The organism is Thalassospira mesophila (assembly GCF_002115755.1).
Taxonomy (GTDB): domain Bacteria; phylum Pseudomonadota; class Alphaproteobacteria; order Rhodospirillales; family Thalassospiraceae; genus Thalassospira; species Thalassospira mesophila.
Window position 1 is genome coordinate 1 of the sequence record NZ_JFKA01000009.1, and the last position, 22850, is coordinate 22850.

A 22850-nucleotide genomic window follows, 5' to 3' on the forward strand; every position below is an offset into this window, starting at 1 on the left:
CGTTCCACTAAAGTCAGCTGGTGGCGTCAAGGTGAGACCAACCAGATCAGCCGCATCAACCGTCCATGTACCATCGCCATTGTCGGTGCCTGCACTGAGAACGGCACCTTCCGGCACACCGGCAAAGGTGACCGAGACGGTATCAGGAGAGGTGGCGGTTACATCAAGCGCAATCGGGGTGTCTTCGGCGCCACTGGTATTGGTAACAGTCAGAACCGGTGCGTCGGCAACGGCATCAACGGTGACGCTGAGCGTATCTGTGGCGATTGCCGTGTCGGTGCCATCGCTCGCTGTCGCGGTCACGGCGAGATCAAAGCTGCCATTAAAGTCGGTGGGCGGGGTCAATGTCAGTCCGGCAAGATCGCCAGCATCAACGGTCCAGGTGCCATCGCCATTATCAGTTCCGGCACTAAGAACGGCACCGTCGGGCACACCGGCAAAGGTGACCGAGACAGTATCGGGAGAGGTGGCTGTTACATCAAGCGCAATCGGGGTGTCTTCGCCAGCGTTCGCATTGGTCACGGCCAGATCGGGGGTGTCGGCGACGGCATCGACTGTGACGCTCAGAATGTCGGTCGCGATGGCTGTATTGGTGCCATTGGTCGAGGTGGCGGTAATGGCGAGATCGAAACTGCCGCTGAAATCTGCCGGGGGGGTCAGTGTCAGTCCCGTCAGTTCGGCCGGGGTCAGCGTTACAGAGCCGTCGGGATTGAGTGTGCCGGCATTGAGCACGGCCCCTTCCGGGATATTATCGATTGTTACTGACAGGGTTTCGCCCGCGCCGGTGTTCGCAGCATCGATATCGATAACAATCGCGCCGTCTTCATCGCCAATGGCCGCTATTGTGGCGAGGGTCGGGGGGGCCACAGGTGCTGGAATATCGGCTTGCGGACTTAGGCTGCCGCCCGTGAAGGGAGCCAGGCTGGGCGCAGCAGCATTGTTTGACGGGGCTAAAACGGATGGTGTGGTCGAACCTGGTGCTTCAGGCGTATAGAAACGCCCGGACTCTGGTGTGGCCGCAGATGAGGCGGCGTCTGTATTGTTGTTTTGAGCAATAACGGGTGCGGCACCAATATTACTTGCCAAAGGGTTGGAAGATCCGAACGCCACCTCACTTGTTGACGAAGACGCGCCAAACAGGTTGCTTTGTGTACCGGTCCCTCCAACAGAGGAAAACTGTGTGGGAAGGCTGCCGCCACTTTGATCGACAACAGCGCTAAAGGGATCGTAAGGATCGCGGTCACCGGTATGTACGTTGGCCAAAGCAGACTGCTGACGTAGCAATGCAATAGAAAAGGGGCTGCTATCAGACGAAAGTTTAGGGACCAGAAACTGGGTCTGTTCGGGGGAAAAGGCCATGATCGCGCTTCCTTGTCCTGTTTGACTGTCGCAAATGCATTGCTAAAAAATGAGTGCGATGTGATCATGCTACCATAGGACGCGAAAAGAAATGCCGGGGTGGTTTCGAAATGTTATCGTTTTGTAGACCTTGAAGTTATTCGACTGGGGGTATTCTTGCCGTTATCACGACGTATTCTGATTGTAGATGACGATCCGGATATAACGAATTTGCTGGAGATATATCTGAACGATGAAGGCTATGATGTTGATGTTGCTGCATCTGAACGGGAGATGCAGGCACATCTGTTGCGGCGTAGCTTTGATCTGATTTTGCTTGATATCTTGCTACCTGATGGCGACGGTTTTGATATTACCCGCCGTCTTCGCGAGACATCGGATACAGCCATTATTCTGATTTCGCGCAAGAACACAGATATCGACCAGATTGTCGGGCTGGAACTGGGCGCTGACGATTATGTGGTCAAGCCGCTAGAACCACGTTCGTTACTTGCCCGGATAAAAAGTGTCCTGCGGCGATACAAGGCGGTTGGCCCGGGGGAATTAGAGCAGATACAACCTAAAGAAGCAGATCGCGAAATTTGCGAGACGATCGTTGATATTGCGGATTGGCAACTTGACACATCCACCTATCGGCTGACGCGCAAGGACGGTAAACAACATGTTTTATCTGCCAATGAAGCGACCTTGCTGGCATATCTTGTGCGCCATGACGGGCAGGTTTTAACCCGTAATGACCTGATGCAGGTGATTGCCGGGCGCGAATGGGAATATATGGATCGAAGCATCGATATTATGATTGTCCGCCTGCGCAAGAAAATAGAAGCAAACCCTTCGCAGCCAAAACTGATCCAGACGGTCAGGGGTGTTGGCTATATTTATCAGGTGCCGAAAACCGAAGATGAAGAGAACGATTTAAATACTTCTCAGCCGCATGACGATCCATAAAGCGGGGAATGACGGGGTTTTAACGTTCGCAGAAATGCTCAATTACAATTGAATAACAATATACAAACACCCGTCAAACTGCAGCTTTAAGCTGTTTAAGGCATTCTGTGACGCAATGAAGTTGTATGCGCCAGACCGGGGCATCAAGCGGGAGCGTCACATGGCAGTTTCTTCGACTGAAAATATCAGGGTGTCCGAGAATATGCGGCCCCCCCGGGAGACGAAAAATGGCATAAGGTTTTCTGAAGCCTGTGCAATCGTAACGTCGGCGGCGATGATCAATTTTCTGTCGCTTGCTGTGCCGCTCGCAATCTTGATGATTTATGACCGGATTATTCCCAACAAGTCTTTGCCGACACTTGCTGTTTTAATCGCCGGTATTGCCGTTGTTATCGGGATTGATCTGGTATTACGGTTAACGCGCCTGTCTCTTGAATCACGGCTGACCGCGAGACTGGATCATTTGGCGCGCACACGCCATGTTGAAGCACTTTTGTCGCGAAAAAATCCGTCCCGCATCAGTATGTCCCTTGATGATCTGCTCAGGTCTTTGTCGCAAAGCTCGCCAGGGCTGGCGCGCAAGATGCTTTTTATCAAAAACGTCGCGGACATCCCCTTTGCTTTCGCATTTCTGGGCATGATCGGGCTTATCGCCGGGAAACTTGTTTTACTGCCAATCGGTATTTGTCTGGTTTTTGGCATCTGGGCTATTTTGCTTGGTATGTCTCATCGCAAGGCCATTCGGACATTGCGTACCAGCAGCGCGCAAAAACGGGATTTTGTGGATCGTGTTTTTGACAGCCTGGCGCAGATAAAAATTCTAGCCGTTGAAATTCCGCTGCTGAACCGTCTTTCAAGATTGTATGAACGCCAGGCGTTCTGGTTTCGCAATCAAAAGCAATATTCAATGACAATTGGTAATGTTTACGGATTGTTTTCCCAGATCATGATTGGCGGGGTCGTTGTTGCAGGAAGTTGTGCTGTGCTTGACGGTGATCTGTCACATGGCGGGCTGGCAGCCTTTACATTGCTGGCCGGGCGGGCGCTGGAACCAATGCGCAGTGTCTATGAACTGGCAATCGGCGGCGGACGTAATGATCGGGACGCAAAATCGAGTGCCCGTTTGGGCACGGACAGCTTTGAAACCTTGTCTGGCAAAGCCGACAAACGGCTGTTCAAACAGGCACCGCTCATTCGGGCGCAATGCTGGACCAGAGACGAGCGCGACAAGACGGTTCTCGACATTGACCTGACGATTAAATCTGGTGAAACAATTGCAATCACCAGCAAGTCCAGCCAGGGAAAAACGGCACTGGTGCATACCCTTCTGGGTCTGCGCAGTTATACCGGAAGTGTTTCGTTTGATAAAATTGTACTTGGTGCGACAAATGCCGATGAAATACGCGACCAGATAACCGTTATTGGCCGGGCACCGCAATTGCCCCGCGGCCCCATGATGGACGTGCTGAGCTGTGGCATGGAAGACCGCTATGCCGATGTTCGTTATCTGTGCCATTTGATTGGTCTGGATATTCTCGTCAAGCGCCTGCCCGAGGGATACAGCACATTGGTGGGGGATGATCCGACCAAACTGCCCGAAGGGTTGCTGCAGCAAGTTGCCATTGTTCGCGGGCTTGCCGCAAACAACAAAGTTATCATTGTCGATGATGCAACATTGCCGCTTGATGCACGCACCGAACTGCGTTTCACGCAAATTTTGAAAATGCTGAAAAAAAGAGCGACCATTATCATCCTGAGCGACCGTCCTTCGTTAACGGGCATTTCGGATCGCGTGCTGGTTGTTGAAAACACCAAAATCATCTCCAGGGACCAGAACGAAGAACCAAAAAAACATTCGTCGGAGGATGTGTAATATGGCCGTTTCAATGATGCCACCTGGGCTGACCCCGAGTGTGGACAGTGCAGGCAATTTGTTAAACAACCTGCGTTTCGATGGTGTTCGCAAACTGTTTTATCTTGCAGGCGCAAGCATTACGCCCATTGATATGGCCAGCCTTCGGCCCGCCAGCACGGTCATCGGCCTTGACGATCTTTCGGAAATTTCACTTTTTCTGTCAATGACGCCAAAAATACAAAAGCGTCAGCTTGAAGACCTGCTTTTGCATGAAAACCTGTTCGCGTTTGAAACAAAAGCGGGTGACCTTCATATCTTCATTCCCGGGCCCGATGGCGAGATTAGCTGTCTTTCGGCAGAAACCGGCCTTGAGCACGCCATGCCAGACCTGTCAACACGGGGGCGGGCGCTGATATTACAAGAAGGGAGCGCGCCGGGCAAAGGTGAAACCCAAGCCGTTTCCGCCCGGTTTAACTGGCTTAGAACGGCTTTGTCAGGGTCAAAAAACTCGGTTTTCCAACTTGCCAGCATTACATTTTTTGCAAGTATGCTGGCCTTAGCGCTGCCAATATTCACGCTGGTGGTCTATGCGCAGGTTTTGCCAACCCAAAGTTTTGATACTTTGTGGTATCTGGCTGGCGGGTTGGTTATTGCTGCCGTCGCAGAGTTTGTTTTGCGCACATTGCGCAGCCATATCTTGTCGAATGCGGCCGCGTTTCTTGATCTTAAAGTAAGTGTGGCGCGCAATTTGCGCCTGCTGCAAATTCCCATGTCACTGGCACGTCGCTTTAACAGTCGTGATGCGTCTGCCATTATCAAAGATCATGAACGGCTAAGCAATATCATCACCGGCCCGATTGGCACCGCGATCCTCGAGATTCCCATTTTTGTTGCCTATTCGGCGGTGCTCGGCCTTCTTGCAGGATGGCTGGCACTTATCCCCATGATCATACTTGCGGTCGGCAGCATCATTATTTTACGGGTACTGTCCTATGCCGACGAACGAACCAAAGCGTCGCTCCGGCGGGCCGAAGAATATGGCATCATCTGCGACGAGTTGTCGCGGCGGTTATTTGTGATCAAGCGTGATGGGGGGGCGGCACGCTTTCATCACCGGTTTACCAACGCCTCTGCCCGCCTTGCCGAGGCGGAAATGCAGCGCCAGAAAACGTTTTCTTATGCGCGCATTGCCACAAACGCGATGACATCCCTGATCGTGACAATATCGCTGGCCTTTGGCGCTGTCATGGTGATGAATGCTGCCCTCACACCTGGCGCTCTTATTGCGGTTGTGGCCGTGGTCTGGCGCATGATGGCGCCTGTGCCCTCGGTACTTGAAGCCGCATTGCGCCGCGATGAAATCAAGAAACTGATCGAAGATGCCACCTTCACCACCACCACCCAGGGCGAACCCTCACGCGGCAATGCCCTTGGCGGGCAGGGGGCGGGTATTGATGGTCGGGTCAGCTTTTCGTCTGTTTTGTTTAATTACCAAAGCGGGCAGGCCCCGGCTTTACGCAATGTCAGCTTTGAAATCAAACCCGGCGAACTGGTGGTGATTACCGGGGCAAGCGGGGCTGGCAAATCGACTGTTCTTGATCTGATCGCCGGTCTTAATGCTCCGCCGCTTGGCACGGTCACAATTGATGGTGTTTTTCCAGCCCAGATCCCGCAATCGGTCTTGCTTCAGTCCATCGCATATTTGTCGCGCGACGTTAACATGTTGCCCGTCACAATTCGTGAATTCGTCGCGATGGGTCGTGAATACCTGTCTGACGACGAAATCCTGGCTGCTTGCGAACAGCATAATGTTCATGATGACATTACGCGTCTTGTCGCGGGCTATGAAACACGGGTGTGTGACCTGCCGCAAGATGGCTCGCTTTTGCGCCGTATCAGTTTAATGCGTGTGTTTATGTCGGGATCACGACTGTTACTGATTGACGAACCAGACGCTTCATCGGCAACCGCACGGGCCACATTCCTGGCCGCCATCCGCAGGGTTCGCGATAATTCCACCGTAATTATAGTCACCCATGAACCGGACTACATCACGATTGCCGACCGCATCTTTATAATGAACCAGGGAACGATTGTTCGCGATTGCACGCCAAGAGACATCGCTCTCCAGAAAGAGGCCATCAGCTCATGAAAGCTCAAAACTCAACTTATAATGCCTCACCAGCCTCGGGGAGTGGTTCCTGGAACAATAACGCAATCACCGCCAGTCAATTGTTTGATCGCAAAACATCAAGCAAACTGTCGATGATATCTACCTTTTCCCTGTTCGTTATTCTGGGCTCGATTATAACCTGGTCAGCTTTTATGCCGATAACAGAAATCTCGGCCAGTTCGGGCGAAGTTGTACCATCTGGTGCCTTGCAAACGGTGCAACATCTGGAAGGCGGGATCGTTTCAAACATTCATGTCCGCGAAGGCCAGTATGTGAACAAAGACGACATTGTCGTCGAGCTTTCGCCCCATATCGCGCAGTCTGAACTTGACCAGTTGCAAACGCGGTTGATGGGCTTGCAGTTTCGCATCCGGTTCCTGACCGCTGCGCGTGGCGATAATCTGCCTGAAATCAAAGATTTTGACCCCGCCTATGAGGATATCGCCCGTGCGGCCCAGTATGAACTGTCGACCAAGCGTGAAACCGTGGCATCACAGGTTGAAGTGTTTAATCAGCAAGTGAAGGAACGCGAAGCACAACTTGCGACATTGAAAAGTCAGGCTTCAGGCATTTCTGATCAGATCCGGCTCAAGAATGTACAGGTCAAGGGGCGCAGGACGCTGGTTGAAAAGGGGCTGTTTCCCCGCATGGACCTGATAGAAGATGAACGCGAACTTGCAAGTCTGGTCGACAGCCGGGCAGCCCTTGTGCTTGAAGCATCGCGGACCGGTGAAAGCATTGGCGAAATACGCCAGCGCGTGGTTGAAACAATGGCGCGTTATCATTCCGAAATTGCCGCAGAGCTCAGCCAACTGGCCTCGGAAGCAGCGGAAGTGCGGGTGGCTATTGTTCGGGCGCGCGACCGGGTGGACCGGCTTTTGGTGCGTGCCCCGGTTTCGGGACGGGTCAAGGGGCTGGAAGTGAAAACCATTGGCGGGGTCATCGAGCCCGGTGCAACGATGATGGAAATTGTGCCCGATAATACCGAGCTTCAAGTTGAAGCCCGTATTTCAACACAGGATATTGGCCATGTTCATGTAGGGCAGGCCGCCAATGTGAAGGTTTTGACCTATGATTATTCCCGTTTTGGAACAATCCCGGCCAAGATCTCTCAAATTTCGCCGACAACCTTTATTGATGAAGACGGAGTGCCCTTTTACAAGGCAGACCTTATTCTTGAAAGTGCCCATGTTGGCGATAATACCGACCTTACCATTACGCCGGGCATGACCGTAATTGCCGATATTCTGACGGGTGAAAAAACTCTTCTGGCCGCCATCATGTCGCCGGTTGTTAAAAGCTTCGATAGCGCGTTTCGCGAACGGTGAGGGCAGGTGAAGCAGATGAACAATATGTGCCTGAAATCGGCACAATGGTGTCTGGTCGGGGTTGTTCTCTGGTCGCTGGGCATTGTGATGTTACCTGTTGCACATGCAAAACAAACTAACGTTTTCATTGGTTTAACAGCGGAATTTGGCCACAGGACCAGCACCTCGGCGCGTGCAATTGAAATGGGCATTCAAACGGCAATCGATGAAGTAAACGAAGCTGGCGGTGTTCTTGACGGGCGGATGCTTGAATTGATCACACGCGATAGTGGTTCGATCCCGGCGCGCGCCGTGGCTAATTTTCGTGATCTCGCGGCGATGCCAGATGTTGTCGCCGTATTTGGCGGAAAATTCAGCCCTGTTGTACTGGAAATGGCCGCGCAGGCCGAACACCTTGGCGTGCCGTTGCTCGACCCGTGGGCGGCCGCCGATGATATAATTCCTGAAACCCCGGCGGGCAGCTTTGTTTACCGGCTGTCGCTTAAGGATAGCTGGGCCCTAAACAAAATGATCGATTTTGCCCATAGCAAAGGGTGGTCACGGCTGGGCCTGATTGTGCCCAATAATGGCTGGGGGCGCAGTAGCAAGGCCGCCGCCGCGCAAAAGGTCCTGCAATATCCCGATATCTCGATTGTTGAGGAAAGCTGGTACAACCTTGGCGCTTCGAACCTGGGTACCCGCTATGGGGCCATGGTGGCAAAGAATGTCGATGTAGTTTTAATGGTTGCCAATGAAGGTGAAGGCGCACAGATCGCTAAATCTGCGGCGTCGTATCCGGCAGATATCCAAATTCCATTATTATCCCACTGGGGTATCACTGGCGGAAATTTTACCAAACTTGCGGGCGCGTCCCTCGACAGCGTCGATCTCAGTGTTGTTCAGACCTTTACCTTTGTAAACCGCAACGATCAAAGGGCGCTTGATGTACTGGCTCGGACCCGCCGGATTTTTGATCTGAAAACAGCTTCTGACATTCCGTCCCAGGTCGGGTTTTCGCATGCCTATGATCTTACGCATATTCTTGCGAATGCCATCAATCTCTCTGGCAGTCCTGATCGTGCAGAAGTTCGTAACGCTCTGGAACAGGTTCGTAATTATGATGGCCTCACACGGTATTTTTCGCGCCCGTTTTCGCCGTCTTCGCATGAAGCGCTCCGCTCCGAAGATGTTTTTATCGGACGGTTTCTCTCCGATGGTACGATTATTCCGATTGAGCCATAAGGTGTTGGACGGGGGGTAGCAAGTGTTCAAAAAATATTGGTCAAATCTTGCTCTTGCCCGGAAATTTGCGCTGGGCAGTGCTGCCATGACGGTTTGCGTTACCCTGATTGTCGGGGTTTATGCGACACTTTTTGTTCGAAACCAGTTATTGCTGGAAGTACAACAAGAGATTGACCGCGAAGCCATAACGGGGGCGCAGCGTATCAGCTTGTATCTTGGCGCTGTTCATCACAACCTTAAAAACATGGCTGCTTCCAGCCTGGTGATAAACGGCATCGTGGATTCTTACGGGCGGGACAATTATCTGACACCGTTTTTAAGCGACTTTCGCATTTCAGACAGTCTGCTGGTTGATGTTGGCCTGTTTGATTTTAAGGGCAAACTGATCGCGCGCTCCAGCCCTGAAGTTGAGGAAGATATCGCGGGCGAGGCCGGTTTTAACGAGGTCATCAACGGGCGTTCCAACGCCGATTATCATCACCACGAACAGGCGCAGGATTCTTATATTGCCATCACCTATCCGGTTTTTTACGAGGCGACACAACGGCCCGAAGGCGTTCTGCTCGGCCGTGTCCATCTTGATAATTTCCCCGATATTCTCAAAGTTAATGATCAATCGCTGTTTTATTTCAAATTAACCGACCGCACCGGTGTCAAGGTTGGTAATTGGCCGTGGCCGGAAAATCAGGAAATTCTGAGCCGGCAATATGATGTGGCTTTGGAAACACCGATGGACAAACTGGGCCTGACATTGCATGTGGCCCGGCGTGCGGCCGAGGCATTGATGCCAATGCAGCGCCTTATTATGAATATCGGCATCGCGGCGGTTATTGTGATTGCCCTTACCGTTTTTGTCGCCGTTCTGGTGGGGCGGCAACTTAGTCGCCCGCTGCGTGCGCTGGAACGGGCTGCCACCCGGATTGCAACCGAGGGCTATTTCGATGTTGATCTTCCCGATTTGGGCAATGACGAGGTTGGGCGCCTCGCAGGCAGTTTTCGCGAGATGCTTGGCCATATCAACGTGTCTTATAGCGTCCTTGAAGCCCGCGTGATTTCCAGAACACGCGAGCTTGATGAAGCCCGATTGCATTTGCGAGATAGTGCCAGCCAACTCCAGTCTATTTTAAATAATGTCGTTGATAGTATTGTTACAATAGATGTGCAGGGGAACGTTCAATCTTGTAATAATGCCGCTGTCAAACTGTTTGCTTGTCCGGCTAGTCAGTTGATTGGTAAAAATATTGTCGACCTGATCGACATTGACGATCTTGACGTTTTTCTTGTTCCAACCTCCAACGATTTTCGCAATGACCAGCGCCGCACTTTGAAAGAAGCGGTGCTTCATCCTGCGCGGGGTAAAGCGGTGCCGATCGAATATGCGATTGGCGAACAAATGGAAATCGCCGAGACATGCGTTATGACGCTCCTTATTCGTAACATCACCGAGCGCAAGGAAATTGAACGTCTTAAAGAGGAGTTTGTGTCTTCTGTAAGCCATGAATTACGCACTCCCCTTACCTCTATCAGGGGGGCACTGGCGCTGGCAAAACGCGACCCGGTGGTGCCAGGATCGAACCGGTTACAAAAACTGCTTGATGTTGCAGAAGAAAATTCAAAACGGCTGGGCGATCTTGTCAACGATATTCTTGATCTCGAGAAGCTTGAGAATGGCAAGATGAGTTTCACTATCAAGCCGCTGAAACTTGAAGAACTGGTTCAAACATCTATCAATTCCTGTACACCCTACATTCGCAAGCACGGTAAACAGGTTCGGCTTCTTCCCTCAAATCAAAGCTTTGAAATTGCCGGGGACGAAGGCCGGTTGATGCAGGTGCTTAACAATCTTCTGTCTAACGCCGCGAAATACAGTGGTCCGCAAACCGTGATTGATGTGGTGCTCGCCAAGGTTGGCGATAACGTCCGGGTCTCTGTGATCGATCAGGGCCCTGGTATCGCACCGGCCCTGCGGGCCTTCATGTTTAGCCGTTTCTGGCAGGCCGATGGTTCAAACACCAAAAATGAAAGCGGAACCGGGCTTGGCCTGGCAATTACCAAATCATTGATGGAAGGTAATGGTGGCAGTGTCCAGTACCGGTCCCGTCTTGGCGTGGGGTCGATATTTCATATCGATTTACCGGTTAAAAATGTCAGCCCATGTCCAACAGCAAGTAATGACATTGCGTTTGCCGCCGGGCCTTTTGACCAAAAGGTAATGCGGACATTAGGCAAACAGGCCGAAGATACCGAAAATGTGATGTTTTTTGGCTTATCAAGCGCTGCACAAGCCGTGCTCTATCTGGAAAGCGGCGCATTTTTAAAGATACCGACGGAAGCATTACCGCCCGAAATCACAAGACGTTCCCCAACCGAAATGTTCGCCGTAATGGCACAGCATGACGGCACTTCACATAAAAAAAATCTTTACTGGTTGAGTGAGAGAAATGCCTGACAAAGAAAGCTTAAAGCGAATTTATGTGGTTGAAGATGATATCGATATTCAGTTCATCATCGAGATGGCGTTGGTCGAGATTGGCGGCTTCGATGTGGTGGTTTTCCCTGACGGTCAGTCGTTATTTAACACCCTTAACGACAACCAGCCTGATTTAATTCTTCTTGATGTCATGTTGCCAGACGACGACGGTCCGACCATCATAAAGAAACTTAAATCCAATCCTTCCTATGCACAAATACCGGTAATTTTTGCCACTGCCCGTGTGCGAGACAAAGAGGTCGAGACATATTATGCGTTGGGCGCAATTGGCGTATTGCCCAAGCCATACGAAATTGAAGACCTGTGCGATCAGATCACCGATATGTTTGTAAATGCGTAGGGCATAATCGGGGCCCTTACTGCAATGGTCATTAAAGGAAACATGCTCTAGTCATTCGACTTTCGAAGCGGGAGACGTCGCTTGTGCTTGAACGTTTTGAGAGAATGCCATAACTTATTACAAAATTGGAACTATCCAGATCAGCCCCATAATTATGGAGCAAGATGCGACAGTTGGATGCCTCATTGACGGTTCTCATGTCAACCACGGGGAATTGGGGTGACATATCTTAAAAACCACCAGGTTTTATCTTCGCGCAATCTTCATGAAACGCGCGCACTTCTGGCTGATTTAAACTGTATTGATGCCATTGACGTCATTGGCCGACAAGGGGAGGTCGACGTATCGGTTCACACCGTTTCTTTCGCCGATTTAAATTTCATCCATGCGTCTTTTGGTGATGTCCGTCTTCAAATCCAGACACCGGAAAGCGAAACCAATTCGCTGTTCATGCTGGTTTTAACTGGCGGGGCAGGCACCGTGAATCATCGCGGGCAGGACCACGAAATAACCCGCGACAAGGGCCTGATGCGCGACATGCGCAAACCCTTGTTGGCATGTGAAGAAAAATTCGCCAGTCTGGGCGTGCAACTGCCTGTTGGTTTATTGCAACAACACTGCCGGACATTGATCGACGACGCCACGTCAATCTTTGATCTGGAATTCGATACCGGACTGGATTTCAGCACGGCAAGTGGCGGGCATGTCCGCGATACCCTGCACTATATCACCCATGTCCTCGATAATCCCCTTCATCACGTTAATAACAGCATCATCCTCAATGGCCTTCGCGATTTGCTGTTAACAAATGTTCTGATGCTACTGCCTAATTCCTGTTCCGATCTGCTGCATCGCACGCCAAAATCTGCCGCCGTTCCCCATTATGTCAAACGTGCGCGCGATTATATTCATGCCCATGCCGCAATATCGATCACGCTTGAGGATCTGGTGTCGCATGCAGGGTGCAGCTACCGAACCTTGCAAATGGCATTTAATGCCAGCTATGGCATGTCACCGATGGCATATGTCAAATCGGTGCGCATGGGCCATGCTCACACAGATCTGCTTGCGGCAGAAAGGGGGGTAACGGTGTCTGATATCGCCTTTAAGTGGGGCTTTATACATTTGGGCCGCTTTGCCCGATCCTACGCACGGCAATTCGGTGTCTTGCCGTCCGAAACCCTGCGACAGCACCGCTAAACTCCAGTCCCTATCCATTTGGCGCAACCCCTATCCACTTAGTGTCAAGAAACGGATAAACATCCGTTTTTCGCGTAGATAGACGCCTGCCTTCCTCTTATTTCTGATCAAATATATTTACGGGCGGGAAATGTCCTGCCCTGACAAACATCTGAAACGGCACCTTATACAACGCCGTTATCAGGGAGATGATCAGATAGATCGGGGGCTGAGCAGATGAGTGATCTGAGGGCGCAACTGAAACATGTTGGGCTGTTATTCGTTATTTTAATGTTATTCGGGTTCTGGGCGCATAGCGCGCAGGCCAATCCGAACTGGAAAAGCCTGCAAGGGCAGCCCGAATGTGGCGGCATCACGCCCAACGGGCAGTTGCAACCACCATGCGGACGTGAGCCCGCCACATTTGTGTCCAAGGCGGTCGGCAAATGTTCGCCGGGGTCGTTTTTTGATATCGGCACATGGTCGTGTTATTCTTGCCCAACAGGTTATAACCGCAATGGAAAGGCCGTTACCAGCGACAAGGCCTGCGACCGAAAAGTCTCCAAACAAAGCGTCGCCGCGACTTTTTTGGCGAAAAAAAGTTGTCCTTCCGGCTCGTTTATGGATCCACGCAATGGCGGCGAATGCTGGTCCTGCCCTTCGGGTTACGGCAGAACAGCCGCCGGGGTCGACAAGTGGAATGCTTGCGGCAAAGTTATGAAAAAGGCCGTTAGCGCGACCTTCAAAGGCAGTGCGTGCCCTCCTGGTTCCTTCACCGATCCGCGCAATGGCGGCGAATGCTGGACCTGCCCCGAAGGGTTTAATCGTAGCGCAAACAACGTAACCAGCAACCGGGCTTGCGTGCAGGTTCTGGAATTCCAGCCGGCTAAAAAAATTGAAGCCCTGACCTGCAAGGCAGGTGATCATTTCGATTTTGTCGATGGTGGGACCTGTTGGTCCTGCCCGCCCAATTTCATCCGTACCGTATATGGTGTAAAAACCGCCAAAGCGTGTGAAACCCAGGAAATGAAATGGATTACCCCGACCCGACAAATGCCGGGCCTGTTCGGCCTTAGTCCCGCGATTGAAGACATGGCGATTGACCTGATCCGGGACCGCAAGGAACTTGATGCCGCTATTGCCGATGGTACTTCAGAGGTTGCGGGCGCCAATTTGGGTGAAATTAAAAAAACGGCATGGTTGATATTAGAAAACGAACCGTGGAAAAGCGACGTTCTGCCCGCAGTGATTGCCGCTAAAATTCTTGCAGCGGCTCGCAAACCGGCAGGGCAACGCACGGCCATTGAAAAGAAAATACTCAGCGATATTGGCAAGCAAATTCAATGGAACCGCCAGTTCATTGCCAGCCAAACCCGGCAGGCTTTCAACGTTTGGATGAAAACCAGAACCGTCGATCAGGCCTCGCGGTCCAAAAACAACATGACGATGTTCATCGGCGCTGTCGCCACACCACCTGATTTTAATAAAATCGTGGCCTCAACGATGCAAGGAGGGTCAATGGCAGCCATGGTCGGGTCAGGTGTCGGAACAATCTTTCTTGCAAAATCGTTCAAGTTTTTGGCTCCTTACGCCAACCGTGGTGCCAAAGTAGCAACAGCCTTGTTTAAAATCGCAACCCCCGTCGGTAAAGTTGCCGTCACGGGCTCCCGCCTTGTTTCTGCTGCAGCCGGCCCTGCGCTGACCGCCGTCAGCACGATTGTCACGCTGGCAATGGAACTTGATAAATACATCAAGATCGAAGCCACCGAAGGCAAAATCCGGCAGGCTGAAGGTATCGCCAGTAAACCTGCCGACATCCCCCTGCTGCTGCAGGAAAAATCCGGCGAAGAACAGTTTCTGTTTCACTGGATGACGCTTACCAGTGCCGAAACGCCCGCCAGTGCCGACTTCCGGAAAAAACTGGCAGCAGCTCAAGACAGCGAAAAACGTACTGAAACGGCACAAATGCCAACCATTACAGGTGGCAAACCGCTGTCATCTTCTGTCATTGACGCAAGCAGCACCTCCAATGCTGCCATTGCATCCGTGCAGCAGGCGGTACAGCCTAAAGGCGGGTTCCGGTTCGAATTTACCGCAATACCAGGCCTGTGCCTGACCAACGGGGGGGGCAATGTGCCCGGCATGGCGCTTGGCGATTGTAAAACACCCGATAGCCCGTGGGTGGTGCCCGACAAACGCACTGGCGAACTAAATGTCGCCGGGGATTATTGCGTCAGCATTCTGGAATCGCGGCCGTCTGCCAATGCGTCGGTCATGCTTAAAAAATGCACCGATGCAAAGTTTAAAACCTGGGCTTTGGAGAAGTTGGGTCAGATCCGCTTTGTCGGCCCGGGTCCACGTTTGTGCATGAACGTTAATGATGCCAAACCGGCAAACGGCTCGCTGGTAACACTTGGTGCCTGCAGGCTTAAACAAACGCCATCGCAAATCTGGCGGATCTGGTCGCAATCCTAGCGATCACGCAATCAACAAATCTCACGGCGGATCGGCGCATCACAAATGGGCCGATCCGCCGCATTCAGGGGGAATATCTTTCGGTAACATTGGGGTGCCGGAAGAAAACAGGTTTATTTGGGGGGCCAAGCAGTGCCAGTTTTTCCATCTCCGTTGCCACGACAAACCAGTCGTATGCTCTATCGTAATGCTCTCATGGGTGTATCTCTCATTGCTCTTGCCGGTTGCCAGACAACGGGCTCAACCATTGGCGCGACCATTGAGGGGGACAATGGGGCACCCAAAACGGTGGTTGGCATGCCCACCGGCGATACCGCAATTCAAATGCTGGTCCGCCAAAGCATCGATGCGCTTAATAACGGTCATCTTCCCGATGCCTCACGGTTGATCAATCTGGCACTGAAACTTGATGTGACCAACCCGGACCTGCAATTTTTAAACGGTCTGACCTATCATCTGATGGGGGTGCGCGGCGATGCCTCAAAGTTCGAGCTGGCCGAACAGGGCTATAAACAATCGCTAAAATTTGATCCGGGTAATCTGTCCGCGCTGTATCAACTGGGCTTGCTTTACATTGATCAGCGGCGTTTTACACTGGCACAGGAAAACTTTGCCGCAGTGGCCGTGCATCAAGGCGACGATCCCGCCGTGCTCTATAGCCTGGCCTCGGCGTCCTATTATGCGCGGGACCCGAAAACATCCGAAGCCGCCTTGCGCCATTTGATGAAAGTCGCCCCCGAAACCAGAAACAACCCCGAAATCCTGAAAGCAGCCGCCTTGTCGTTATCGGCAATGGACGACCGCGCCGGCGCGACGGAATTTGCCAATGCCTATCAAAAAGCCGTCATGAATAAAGGCGAAACCAAAAATCTGAAAAACCGGATTGCGGGCTGGCAGTCGTTTTATAATTCGGATGCAAAAATAATCGAGGCCCAGTTTAACGGCGACGCTTATATTCCGCCCGACGCCCTGGAACCCGATAGTTCAACAGGCAATTATCCCCCCGCCGCCAGCGACCCATATGGAACGACAGATCCCTACGGAACGACTGATCCTTATGGCGCGCCATCAACGCAATATCCATCACAAGGGCAAGGGCCGGGGCAGGCGCAAGGTCAGGTCGGCAATGTTGACGGCGAGTTTATTGATACCGGCATGGTGGTTGTCGACGTGGTCCTGATAGGCACACAGGAAGATGTTCGTAATTCACGCGGCATTAATCTGCTCAACGGGCTGCAACTGCAATTTGGCGATCCGTTAACCGGGGCTGCCGGTTTTGGTTATGGCAGTTCACGCACCAAGGATTTCCTCAATAGCGGCCTTGCCGAAAGCACCCAAACCATTACCCGGCAAATCAGCATTCCGGCGGTGACCTATTCGCTCAACATTGCCAACTCGGCCGATGCCAATAACCAGGTGCTGGCAAAACCAAGTCTGGTGGCACAAGCCGGGCAAACGTCAGAGTTTTTTTCGGGCACCGAAATTCTCGCGGCCGCCGTATCGGGGGGCAGTGGCGACAGTGTCTCGGTGCAAAAGGAGGTTGGCGTAAAACTGGCCGTAACGCCTGAAATCTTACCCAACGATCTGATCCGCCTGCATGTGGTTGCTGAACGCACCTTTTTGACCGACCCGTCCAATTCTGTTGTGTTTGAATTTCGTCTTGATACCACCAAAACCAATGTCAATTCGACCGTCACCATGAAATTCGGGGAAACCCTGATTTTGGGCGGGCTTAGCGAACGCGAAACATCCAGATCAGCCGATGGTGTGCCGGGCCTTATGGATATTCCGCTGGTAAAGTATCTTTTTTCCCAACGTGTTGAGCGCCAGTTTGAACGTTCTATCCTGATTTTGATGACGCCGCGCCGCCCTACCTATACCCGCCAGGGGGTTGCTGATCGTGCGAAGGCAGATGAAAAAATGACGGAACTCGAGCGCGAGCTTAAACATCTCGAACAACGCCATGGCGACTGGTACACACCCCGCCCGACCTTTGATTTGTTGCGCGAAAAACTGGAAACCCAGGACTTTTTCGAAGAGTTCCGCGCTGGTGATGTCAAGATCGAGGCGTGGCAAAACGATCCCGACGGACAACAGCATATTGCCTCGGTGCGCAAGCGATTGCTGGGGACTAAACCGGGAAACAACATTTAAATTTTCGGGTCAATTTGGATAGGCACATCATGCGTCGCTTTCTGGCTTTATGTATGGTTCTTGCGTTGCTTGTGATGCCCGGTGCATTTGCACAGGCCCAAGACAACGGCAAATCAACCTGGCGGCAAATGCCGGGCACAGCGGCCGATATTTCCATCAATGCCGATGGGCAGGCCTATGTCGTTGGCACAGATGGCACGCCGTGGCGGTGGGACCGGGTTGAACAACGCTGGCGGCGGATGTCTGGCCGCTTTGTCCGCATTTCGGCCGCATTGGGCAACCGCCCGTGGGCTGTCAGCGCCGAGGGTGTTGTTTTTTATTATAATGGTTTGTGGTGGGAAGACCGGGGCAAGGGTGTGGTTGATGTGGCCGCCGACATTGCCGGAAATGTCTATGCCGCCAAGTCAAACGGCCAGATATTGAAATGGTATGCGCTGCGCAATGAATGGCAACCGTTTGACGGTAACGCCGCCCGCCTTACTATCGACGGTAACGGTTTGCCATGGGTTGTTGGCACGGACGGGCATATCAGATCATACGATGGTAAAAACTGGTTAACACTGCCCGGTCTGGCCCGTGATATTGCCATTGGCTCCACCGATATTGTCGTGATAGCCGATGCTACCGGCCTGATCCGACTGTGGAATGCAGAAGACAAAAGCTGGGCTATCATTGATGGGGCACGCGATGCCACGACAATTGGCGTTACCCCCGATGGCAAAATATGGGCCGCGGTCAAGGACGGTGTTATTTTGGCCAATGGCGGTTTACTGGATGAAGAAAGCAGCCTTGAACAAGATACCGTAAAAACCCCGAAAGCCGAACAACCCCAGACGCAACCCGTTATTGCCCCGCAGGCATCGGCGAGCGTCCCTGCGGCATCAGAACCCAATGCCGCAAGTATCGAGGCCCCGCCCATCGTTGTTGGTAACACCCCGCCAGCCATTACCAGCACATCCGACAGTGCCGGAACCAATAATGCTGCCCGGTCCGATTTCGTTGATCCGGTTACCATCACCACCAACGACAAGTTAACCTTTATAAACACCGAAAAAACGGCGAAAACGCTTGCTATCGGTGCCGATGGCAGCGTTTTTGGTCTGGATGATGGCGGCAATATTTTGCGCTGGTCCAACCGCAAAAGACAGTTTGACAGTTTTCCCGGCACACTGGTGCGCATCAGCGTTGACAAGGACGACCACCCTTGGGGCCTGTCGGCACTGGGGCGCGTCTTTCGCCACGACGGTAAAAGATGGCGGCAAATTTACAATGCCACCGCGTCTGATATATCCGTCGGGTATGATGGCACCGTACTGGGCACAAATGCTGCCGGTCGTCTTTTCAGGCTTAATGCGGCCCAAACCCGGTTTGAACCTGTTCCCGGCACCCGGATCAGCCGGGTCGCGACCGGGCCGGATGGCACCCCCTGGACCGTGCGCACCGATAAACTGGTGCAACGCTGTGACGTCACACCGTGCAAGGTATACCCCCAAAAAGCCAATGCCATTTCAGTTGGCCCGGATGGCAGTGTTTTTATCGTATCGGACAGCCACCACCTGATGCGCCTCAACGAAGATGGCCGGTTTGATATTGTGCAAACTGCGGGTAAAATTCCCGCTGATGTGGCCGTTGGGCCAATGGGCTACCCGTGGGTGGTTACCGATAACGAGCTTGTTTTGGCATCGACGTTTTTTGATCGCGACGAAAGCGACGACCCGCTAGAAGCCGCCACCACCGATGAAGACGGCACCACAGGCATCGGGGCAACGGCAACCGTTGCCAGCAGCCCGTCAAGCTTTACATTTTCCAAAAATATTACCTTCGACTCTGTCCCGGCACCCGGCCTTGGGTCGTCATCTGCCGTGCTTGCCAGCGATATAGATGGCATCATCTGGGCAACGGCCTATAACGCGGAAATTAAAAAATACAGTCCCCGACAACGGAAATTTGTCAGCGCCAATGCCCGGCTTGGCACCAATCAGGAAATCGTACTTTCATTTGATATTGCCCCGAATGGCGACATCTGGGCCTATGCCGACAGCATGCAAACACGCACTTTGCTGCGCGAACGCAATCGGGTTATCAAACAGTATAATATTGCCAATGCAGAGCCCAAAGATGTTGCTGTTAGCCCGGATGGCACCGTATTTGCCATTTTTGATTTTGGCTCGGATTGGTATCTGTATTCCAAAGCGCCTAATTCGGAAAACTTTACCAAGTTTAGCAATGACAATGAAATTTACAAAGTTTCTGTCGGACCGGGGAATGACATCTGGATCATCGACAGCGACAATGTTGTTAAACAATGGACCGGCAAAAAATTCCAGTCCCGTCCGGCACAGGGCCAAAAAGCAGGTGTCATTGCGGTTGGTAAAACCGACGGTACCGTTTACATCCGAGATCTGGATAACGGCCTGCTCAAATGGAACGGCATTAACCACAGTTTTGACCGTGTTAATAATATCAGCGCCGATTACGTCGCCATTGATGAAAAGGGGCGCCCCTGGGTAAGCGATGGCACCGCCAACGTCGTTAAACGGGCAAGAAACTAACGCATCTGATTGTTCTATATATTTAATTCATTCAAACAATTATCCCGGTTATGCTGCTACCCACGCAATGTTATCCTGTATTAAGCAACCGGTATTTATCATCACAGATTTTACGGAATTACTTTATGAGCAAACTTACCATCGTCGCCAATATTCATGCCGATCCCAGCCAGATTGATCTGGTCAAGGCCGAGCTGGAAAAACTTGTCCCCCTGACGCGCGCCGAAGAAGGATGCATTTGTTATGATTTGCATCGCGATAATGAGGATCCGGCACATTTTATGTTTTTTGAAATCTGGGAAACCCGTGCGTTATGGCAAACACATATGCAAGCCCCGCATATTGCCGCCTATGCGCAGGCAACCGACGGGGCTGTGGTCGATTTTCGCTTAAACGAAATGACGAATATCAGCTAAACCTGCAAAAACCTGACCGTCCATCTTCTGGCGGTCGTAACCGGGGCAGGGGTGTTTATTTTGTGCTGCCTGACGGCAAAACAAACATGTTTTCGTCATGACGCAACAGGCTTTGGCCAATTGCACCTTGCAGGGCAATGTCCTTGTCCCACGGCAAATGAATAATTTTGGGGCCCCGGCGCAGTTCCGGCACCTGGGCATCGTGCAAGCTGCGCTGGATTTCGGGTTCCATCAGGTCGTAAGCCCGCGCGCCAGACCCGGTGATTAAAATGCGTTCGGGCCCCAGCAAGGCAATCAGGTTGGCAATGCCATAACCCAGAACTTTGCCCGCATGACGAAACAAATCTGCCAGATCTTCATTTCCGTCGCGGGCCTGGCGCACCAGATCCATCATCTGGTCCTCACCGGGGTGTAACGGATTGGCGATATACATCTCTGGCGGCAGATCAATCAGCGCGCTGGCATCACGAAGAATAGCATAATCGCCGATATAGGCCTCCAGACAGCCGCGCCGCCCGCAATTGCACAAAGGACCATCGGTTTGATATTTTGTGTGGCCAAATTCGGCTGCCGCCCCGAACGGTCCGTTGTAAACAGCCCCGTTCAGCACCAGCCCCATGCCAATACCATAGCCCAGCATGATCACAGCAAAATCGCCATTGCCGTATAAACTGTTATCCTGGGTAATGGCGGTTGCAATGCAATTGGCGTCGTTCGACATTTGAACATTGGTGCCGTAACGGTCCCGCAGCGGTTTTGTGATGGCAATCTGGCGCAGTCGCAATGCGGGCGACCACATAATTTCGCCGCTGTTACTATCTGCAACCCCCTGAACGGCAATACCAATGCCCACCATACCCTGTGGCGATAGTTCAGGGTTTTCAGCCACGAACTGATCAATAAATTCACACAGCTTTGCAATCAGGCCCTGTTCATCCAGATCACGGGTATTCAGGCGGTGGCGGGTGCAACGCTCAATTTCACCCTTGAAGTTCCCCAGGGCGATCTCGATCAGGTTAATCGTCAGTTTAACACCAACCACATAGGCGGCCGACGCCACCAGATCAAGCAGCACCTTTGGTCGGCCGCGTGTCGCCCCATGGCCGCCATTTCCGCTGCCACCATTGCCGGCACTGCTGGTTTCCTGCACCAGCCCCTGCGCCATTAAATCTGCGGTTAACGACGTTACTGTCGCCGGGCTAAGCCCCGTTTGCGTGCCGATATCAATTCGCGCGGCGGGGCCATGAATGCGCAAATACCGTAAAATGGCAATTTGTGAGGGTTGGCGCGGTATGTCGGCGGCGGCGCGACGGCTCATGAACGGGGCCTGTTGGTATGCGGTTTACGGATCGGCACGGCTCGGCAGCCCGCGCGTGAAAGAGACCTCATCACCGGGGCGGTGATATTCGCCGCCCCGGTATTTATAGCTGTGTATTACAGTAATTCCTGTGCGGCAAGAATGTGAATGACGCCCCCATGCCGCTGGCCACAGTCGTGACACGGCGGCACAAAATACAGCCCTGTTGCGGTTGAAATGTCAGCCGTTATGCAACATGGGCGGGCACATTGGTGGCACCGGGTCCGGCAAGATGCATAAGGTGTTCCGGCATTTTACCCAGAATGATCATACCCAGAACGTCATCATGGGTCACATCGCGCGTGCTAACCGTGCCGACCAGCTTGCCATTTTTCATAACATGCAAACGGTCGGACAAATCAAACACGTCGTGCAAATCATGGCTGATCAGCAATATCCCCAGCCCGTCTTTTTTAAGCTGGTCAATCAAATCACCCACCATCCGGGTTTCCTGCACGCCCAGGGCCGCACAGGGTTCGTCCATAATCAGAATGCGGGCTTCAAACAACAGGGCGCGGGCAATCGCAACCGATTGCCGCTGCCCGCCCGACAAGGCCGATACCGGGGAATTGAATTTTTTGAAATTCGGGTTAAGGCGGTGCAAAACCTCGCGGGCTTTATGTTCCATTGCCCCATCGTCAAGAAACCCGGCCCGTGTCACAATTTCACGGCCTAAAAACAGGTTCTGTGCCGCATCCAGATTATCGGCCAGCGCAAGGTTTTGATAGATCGTTTCAATATTATTGTCGCGCGCATCGCGGGCATTTTCAATTTTCACCTCGCGACCATCCACAATGATCTGGCCGCGTTCGGGCGTATAGGCGCCCGACAAAACCTTGATCAGGGTTGATTTTCCCGCACCATTATGGCCCAGAACACCCACCACTTCGCCGGGGTAAAGATCAATCGACACCCCGTCAACTGCCTTCACACCGCCAAAGCTGATGTGAATATCGCGCATTTCGACCAATGGTTTTTTATGTGCTGCCTTGTCAGACATGG

15 protein-coding genes are annotated in these 22850 nt (G+C 52.4%); 12 read left to right on the forward strand and 3 right to left on the reverse strand.

Annotation, left to right across the window (positions count from 1 at the left end; genetic code table 11):
* A partial coding sequence (locus TMES_RS16660; RefSeq protein ID WP_211275942.1) for a hypothetical protein occupies positions 1–1359 on the reverse strand: 1359 nt, incomplete at its 3' end.
* A gap of 99 nt (positions 1360–1458) precedes the next feature.
* Here TMES_RS16660 and TMES_RS16665 point away from each other — a divergent pair.
* From TMES_RS16665 to TMES_RS16720, 12 genes are all read left to right on the forward strand, one after another.
* Positions 1459–2307, forward strand: a complete 849-nt coding sequence (locus TMES_RS16665) for a response regulator (RefSeq protein WP_085584621.1) — start codon at positions 1459–1461, stop codon at positions 2305–2307.
* Positions 2308–2581: 274 nt separating this feature from the next.
* Positions 2582–4180, forward strand: coding sequence for an ATP-binding cassette domain-containing protein (locus TMES_RS16670; RefSeq protein WP_158091258.1), 1599 nt, complete (start codon positions 2582–2584; stop codon positions 4178–4180).
* Between the two features lies 1 nt (position 4181).
* A complete protein-coding gene (locus TMES_RS16675; RefSeq protein ID WP_158091259.1) occupies positions 4182–6314 on the forward strand; it encodes an ATP-binding cassette domain-containing protein in 2133 nt (710 codons plus the stop codon).
* A 113-nt stretch (positions 6315–6427) separates the two neighbouring features.
* Positions 6428–7663 (forward strand): HlyD family type I secretion periplasmic adaptor subunit, encoded by a 1236-nt coding sequence (locus TMES_RS16680; protein WP_158091260.1) that lies wholly within the window; start codon positions 6428–6430, stop codon positions 7661–7663.
* A gap of 15 nt (positions 7664–7678) precedes the next feature.
* Positions 7679–8884 (forward strand): ABC transporter substrate-binding protein, encoded by a 1206-nt coding sequence (locus TMES_RS16685; protein WP_085584629.1) that lies wholly within the window; start codon positions 7679–7681, stop codon positions 8882–8884.
* A 22-nt stretch (positions 8885–8906) separates the two neighbouring features.
* A complete protein-coding gene (locus TMES_RS16690; protein ID WP_085584631.1) occupies positions 8907–11333 on the forward strand; it encodes an ATP-binding protein in 2427 nt (808 codons plus the stop codon).
* The gene (locus TMES_RS16695; protein ID WP_085584633.1) at positions 11326–11715 is read left to right on the forward strand and encodes a response regulator; all 390 of its coding nucleotides are present in this window, start codon (positions 11326–11328) and stop codon (positions 11713–11715) included. The genes TMES_RS16690 and TMES_RS16695 overlap by 8 nt, the downstream gene beginning before the upstream one ends.
* Positions 11716–11934: 219 nt before the next feature.
* Positions 11935–12915, forward strand: a complete 981-nt coding sequence (locus TMES_RS16700; protein ID WP_085584635.1) for a helix-turn-helix transcriptional regulator — start codon at positions 11935–11937, stop codon at positions 12913–12915.
* 216 nt (positions 12916–13131) lie between these two features.
* On the forward strand, positions 13132–15369 hold the full coding sequence (locus tag TMES_RS16705) for a ricin-type beta-trefoil lectin domain protein (protein ID WP_085584637.1): 2238 nt from the start codon (positions 13132–13134) through the stop codon (positions 15367–15369).
* A 195-nt stretch (positions 15370–15564) separates the two neighbouring features.
* Positions 15565–17523, forward strand: a complete 1959-nt coding sequence (locus TMES_RS16710; protein WP_158091261.1) for a hypothetical protein — start codon at positions 15565–15567, stop codon at positions 17521–17523.
* 29 nt (positions 17524–17552) lie between these two features.
* Positions 17553–20075 carry a tectonin domain-containing protein gene (locus TMES_RS16715; protein ID WP_143589698.1) on the forward strand — a complete coding sequence of 841 codons (2523 nt, stop codon included), beginning with the start codon at positions 17553–17555 and terminating at the stop codon, positions 20073–20075.
* A gap of 125 nt (positions 20076–20200) precedes the next feature.
* Positions 20201–20491: a putative quinol monooxygenase gene (locus TMES_RS16720; RefSeq protein WP_085584643.1), complete on the forward strand. Its 291-nt coding sequence runs from the start codon at positions 20201–20203 to the stop codon at positions 20489–20491.
* Positions 20492–20546: 55 nt separating this feature from the next.
* Here TMES_RS16720 and TMES_RS16725 read toward each other — a convergent pair whose 3' ends face one another.
* On the reverse strand, positions 20547–21809 hold the full coding sequence (locus TMES_RS16725) for an ROK family transcriptional regulator (RefSeq protein ID WP_085584645.1): 1263 nt from the start codon (positions 21807–21809) through the stop codon (positions 20547–20549).
* A gap of 226 nt (positions 21810–22035) precedes the next feature.
* The gene (locus tag TMES_RS16730; RefSeq protein WP_085584647.1) at positions 22036–22848 is read right to left on the reverse strand and encodes an ATP-binding cassette domain-containing protein; all 813 of its coding nucleotides are present in this window, start codon (positions 22846–22848) and stop codon (positions 22036–22038) included.
* Positions 22849–22850: the final 2 nt, after the last annotated feature.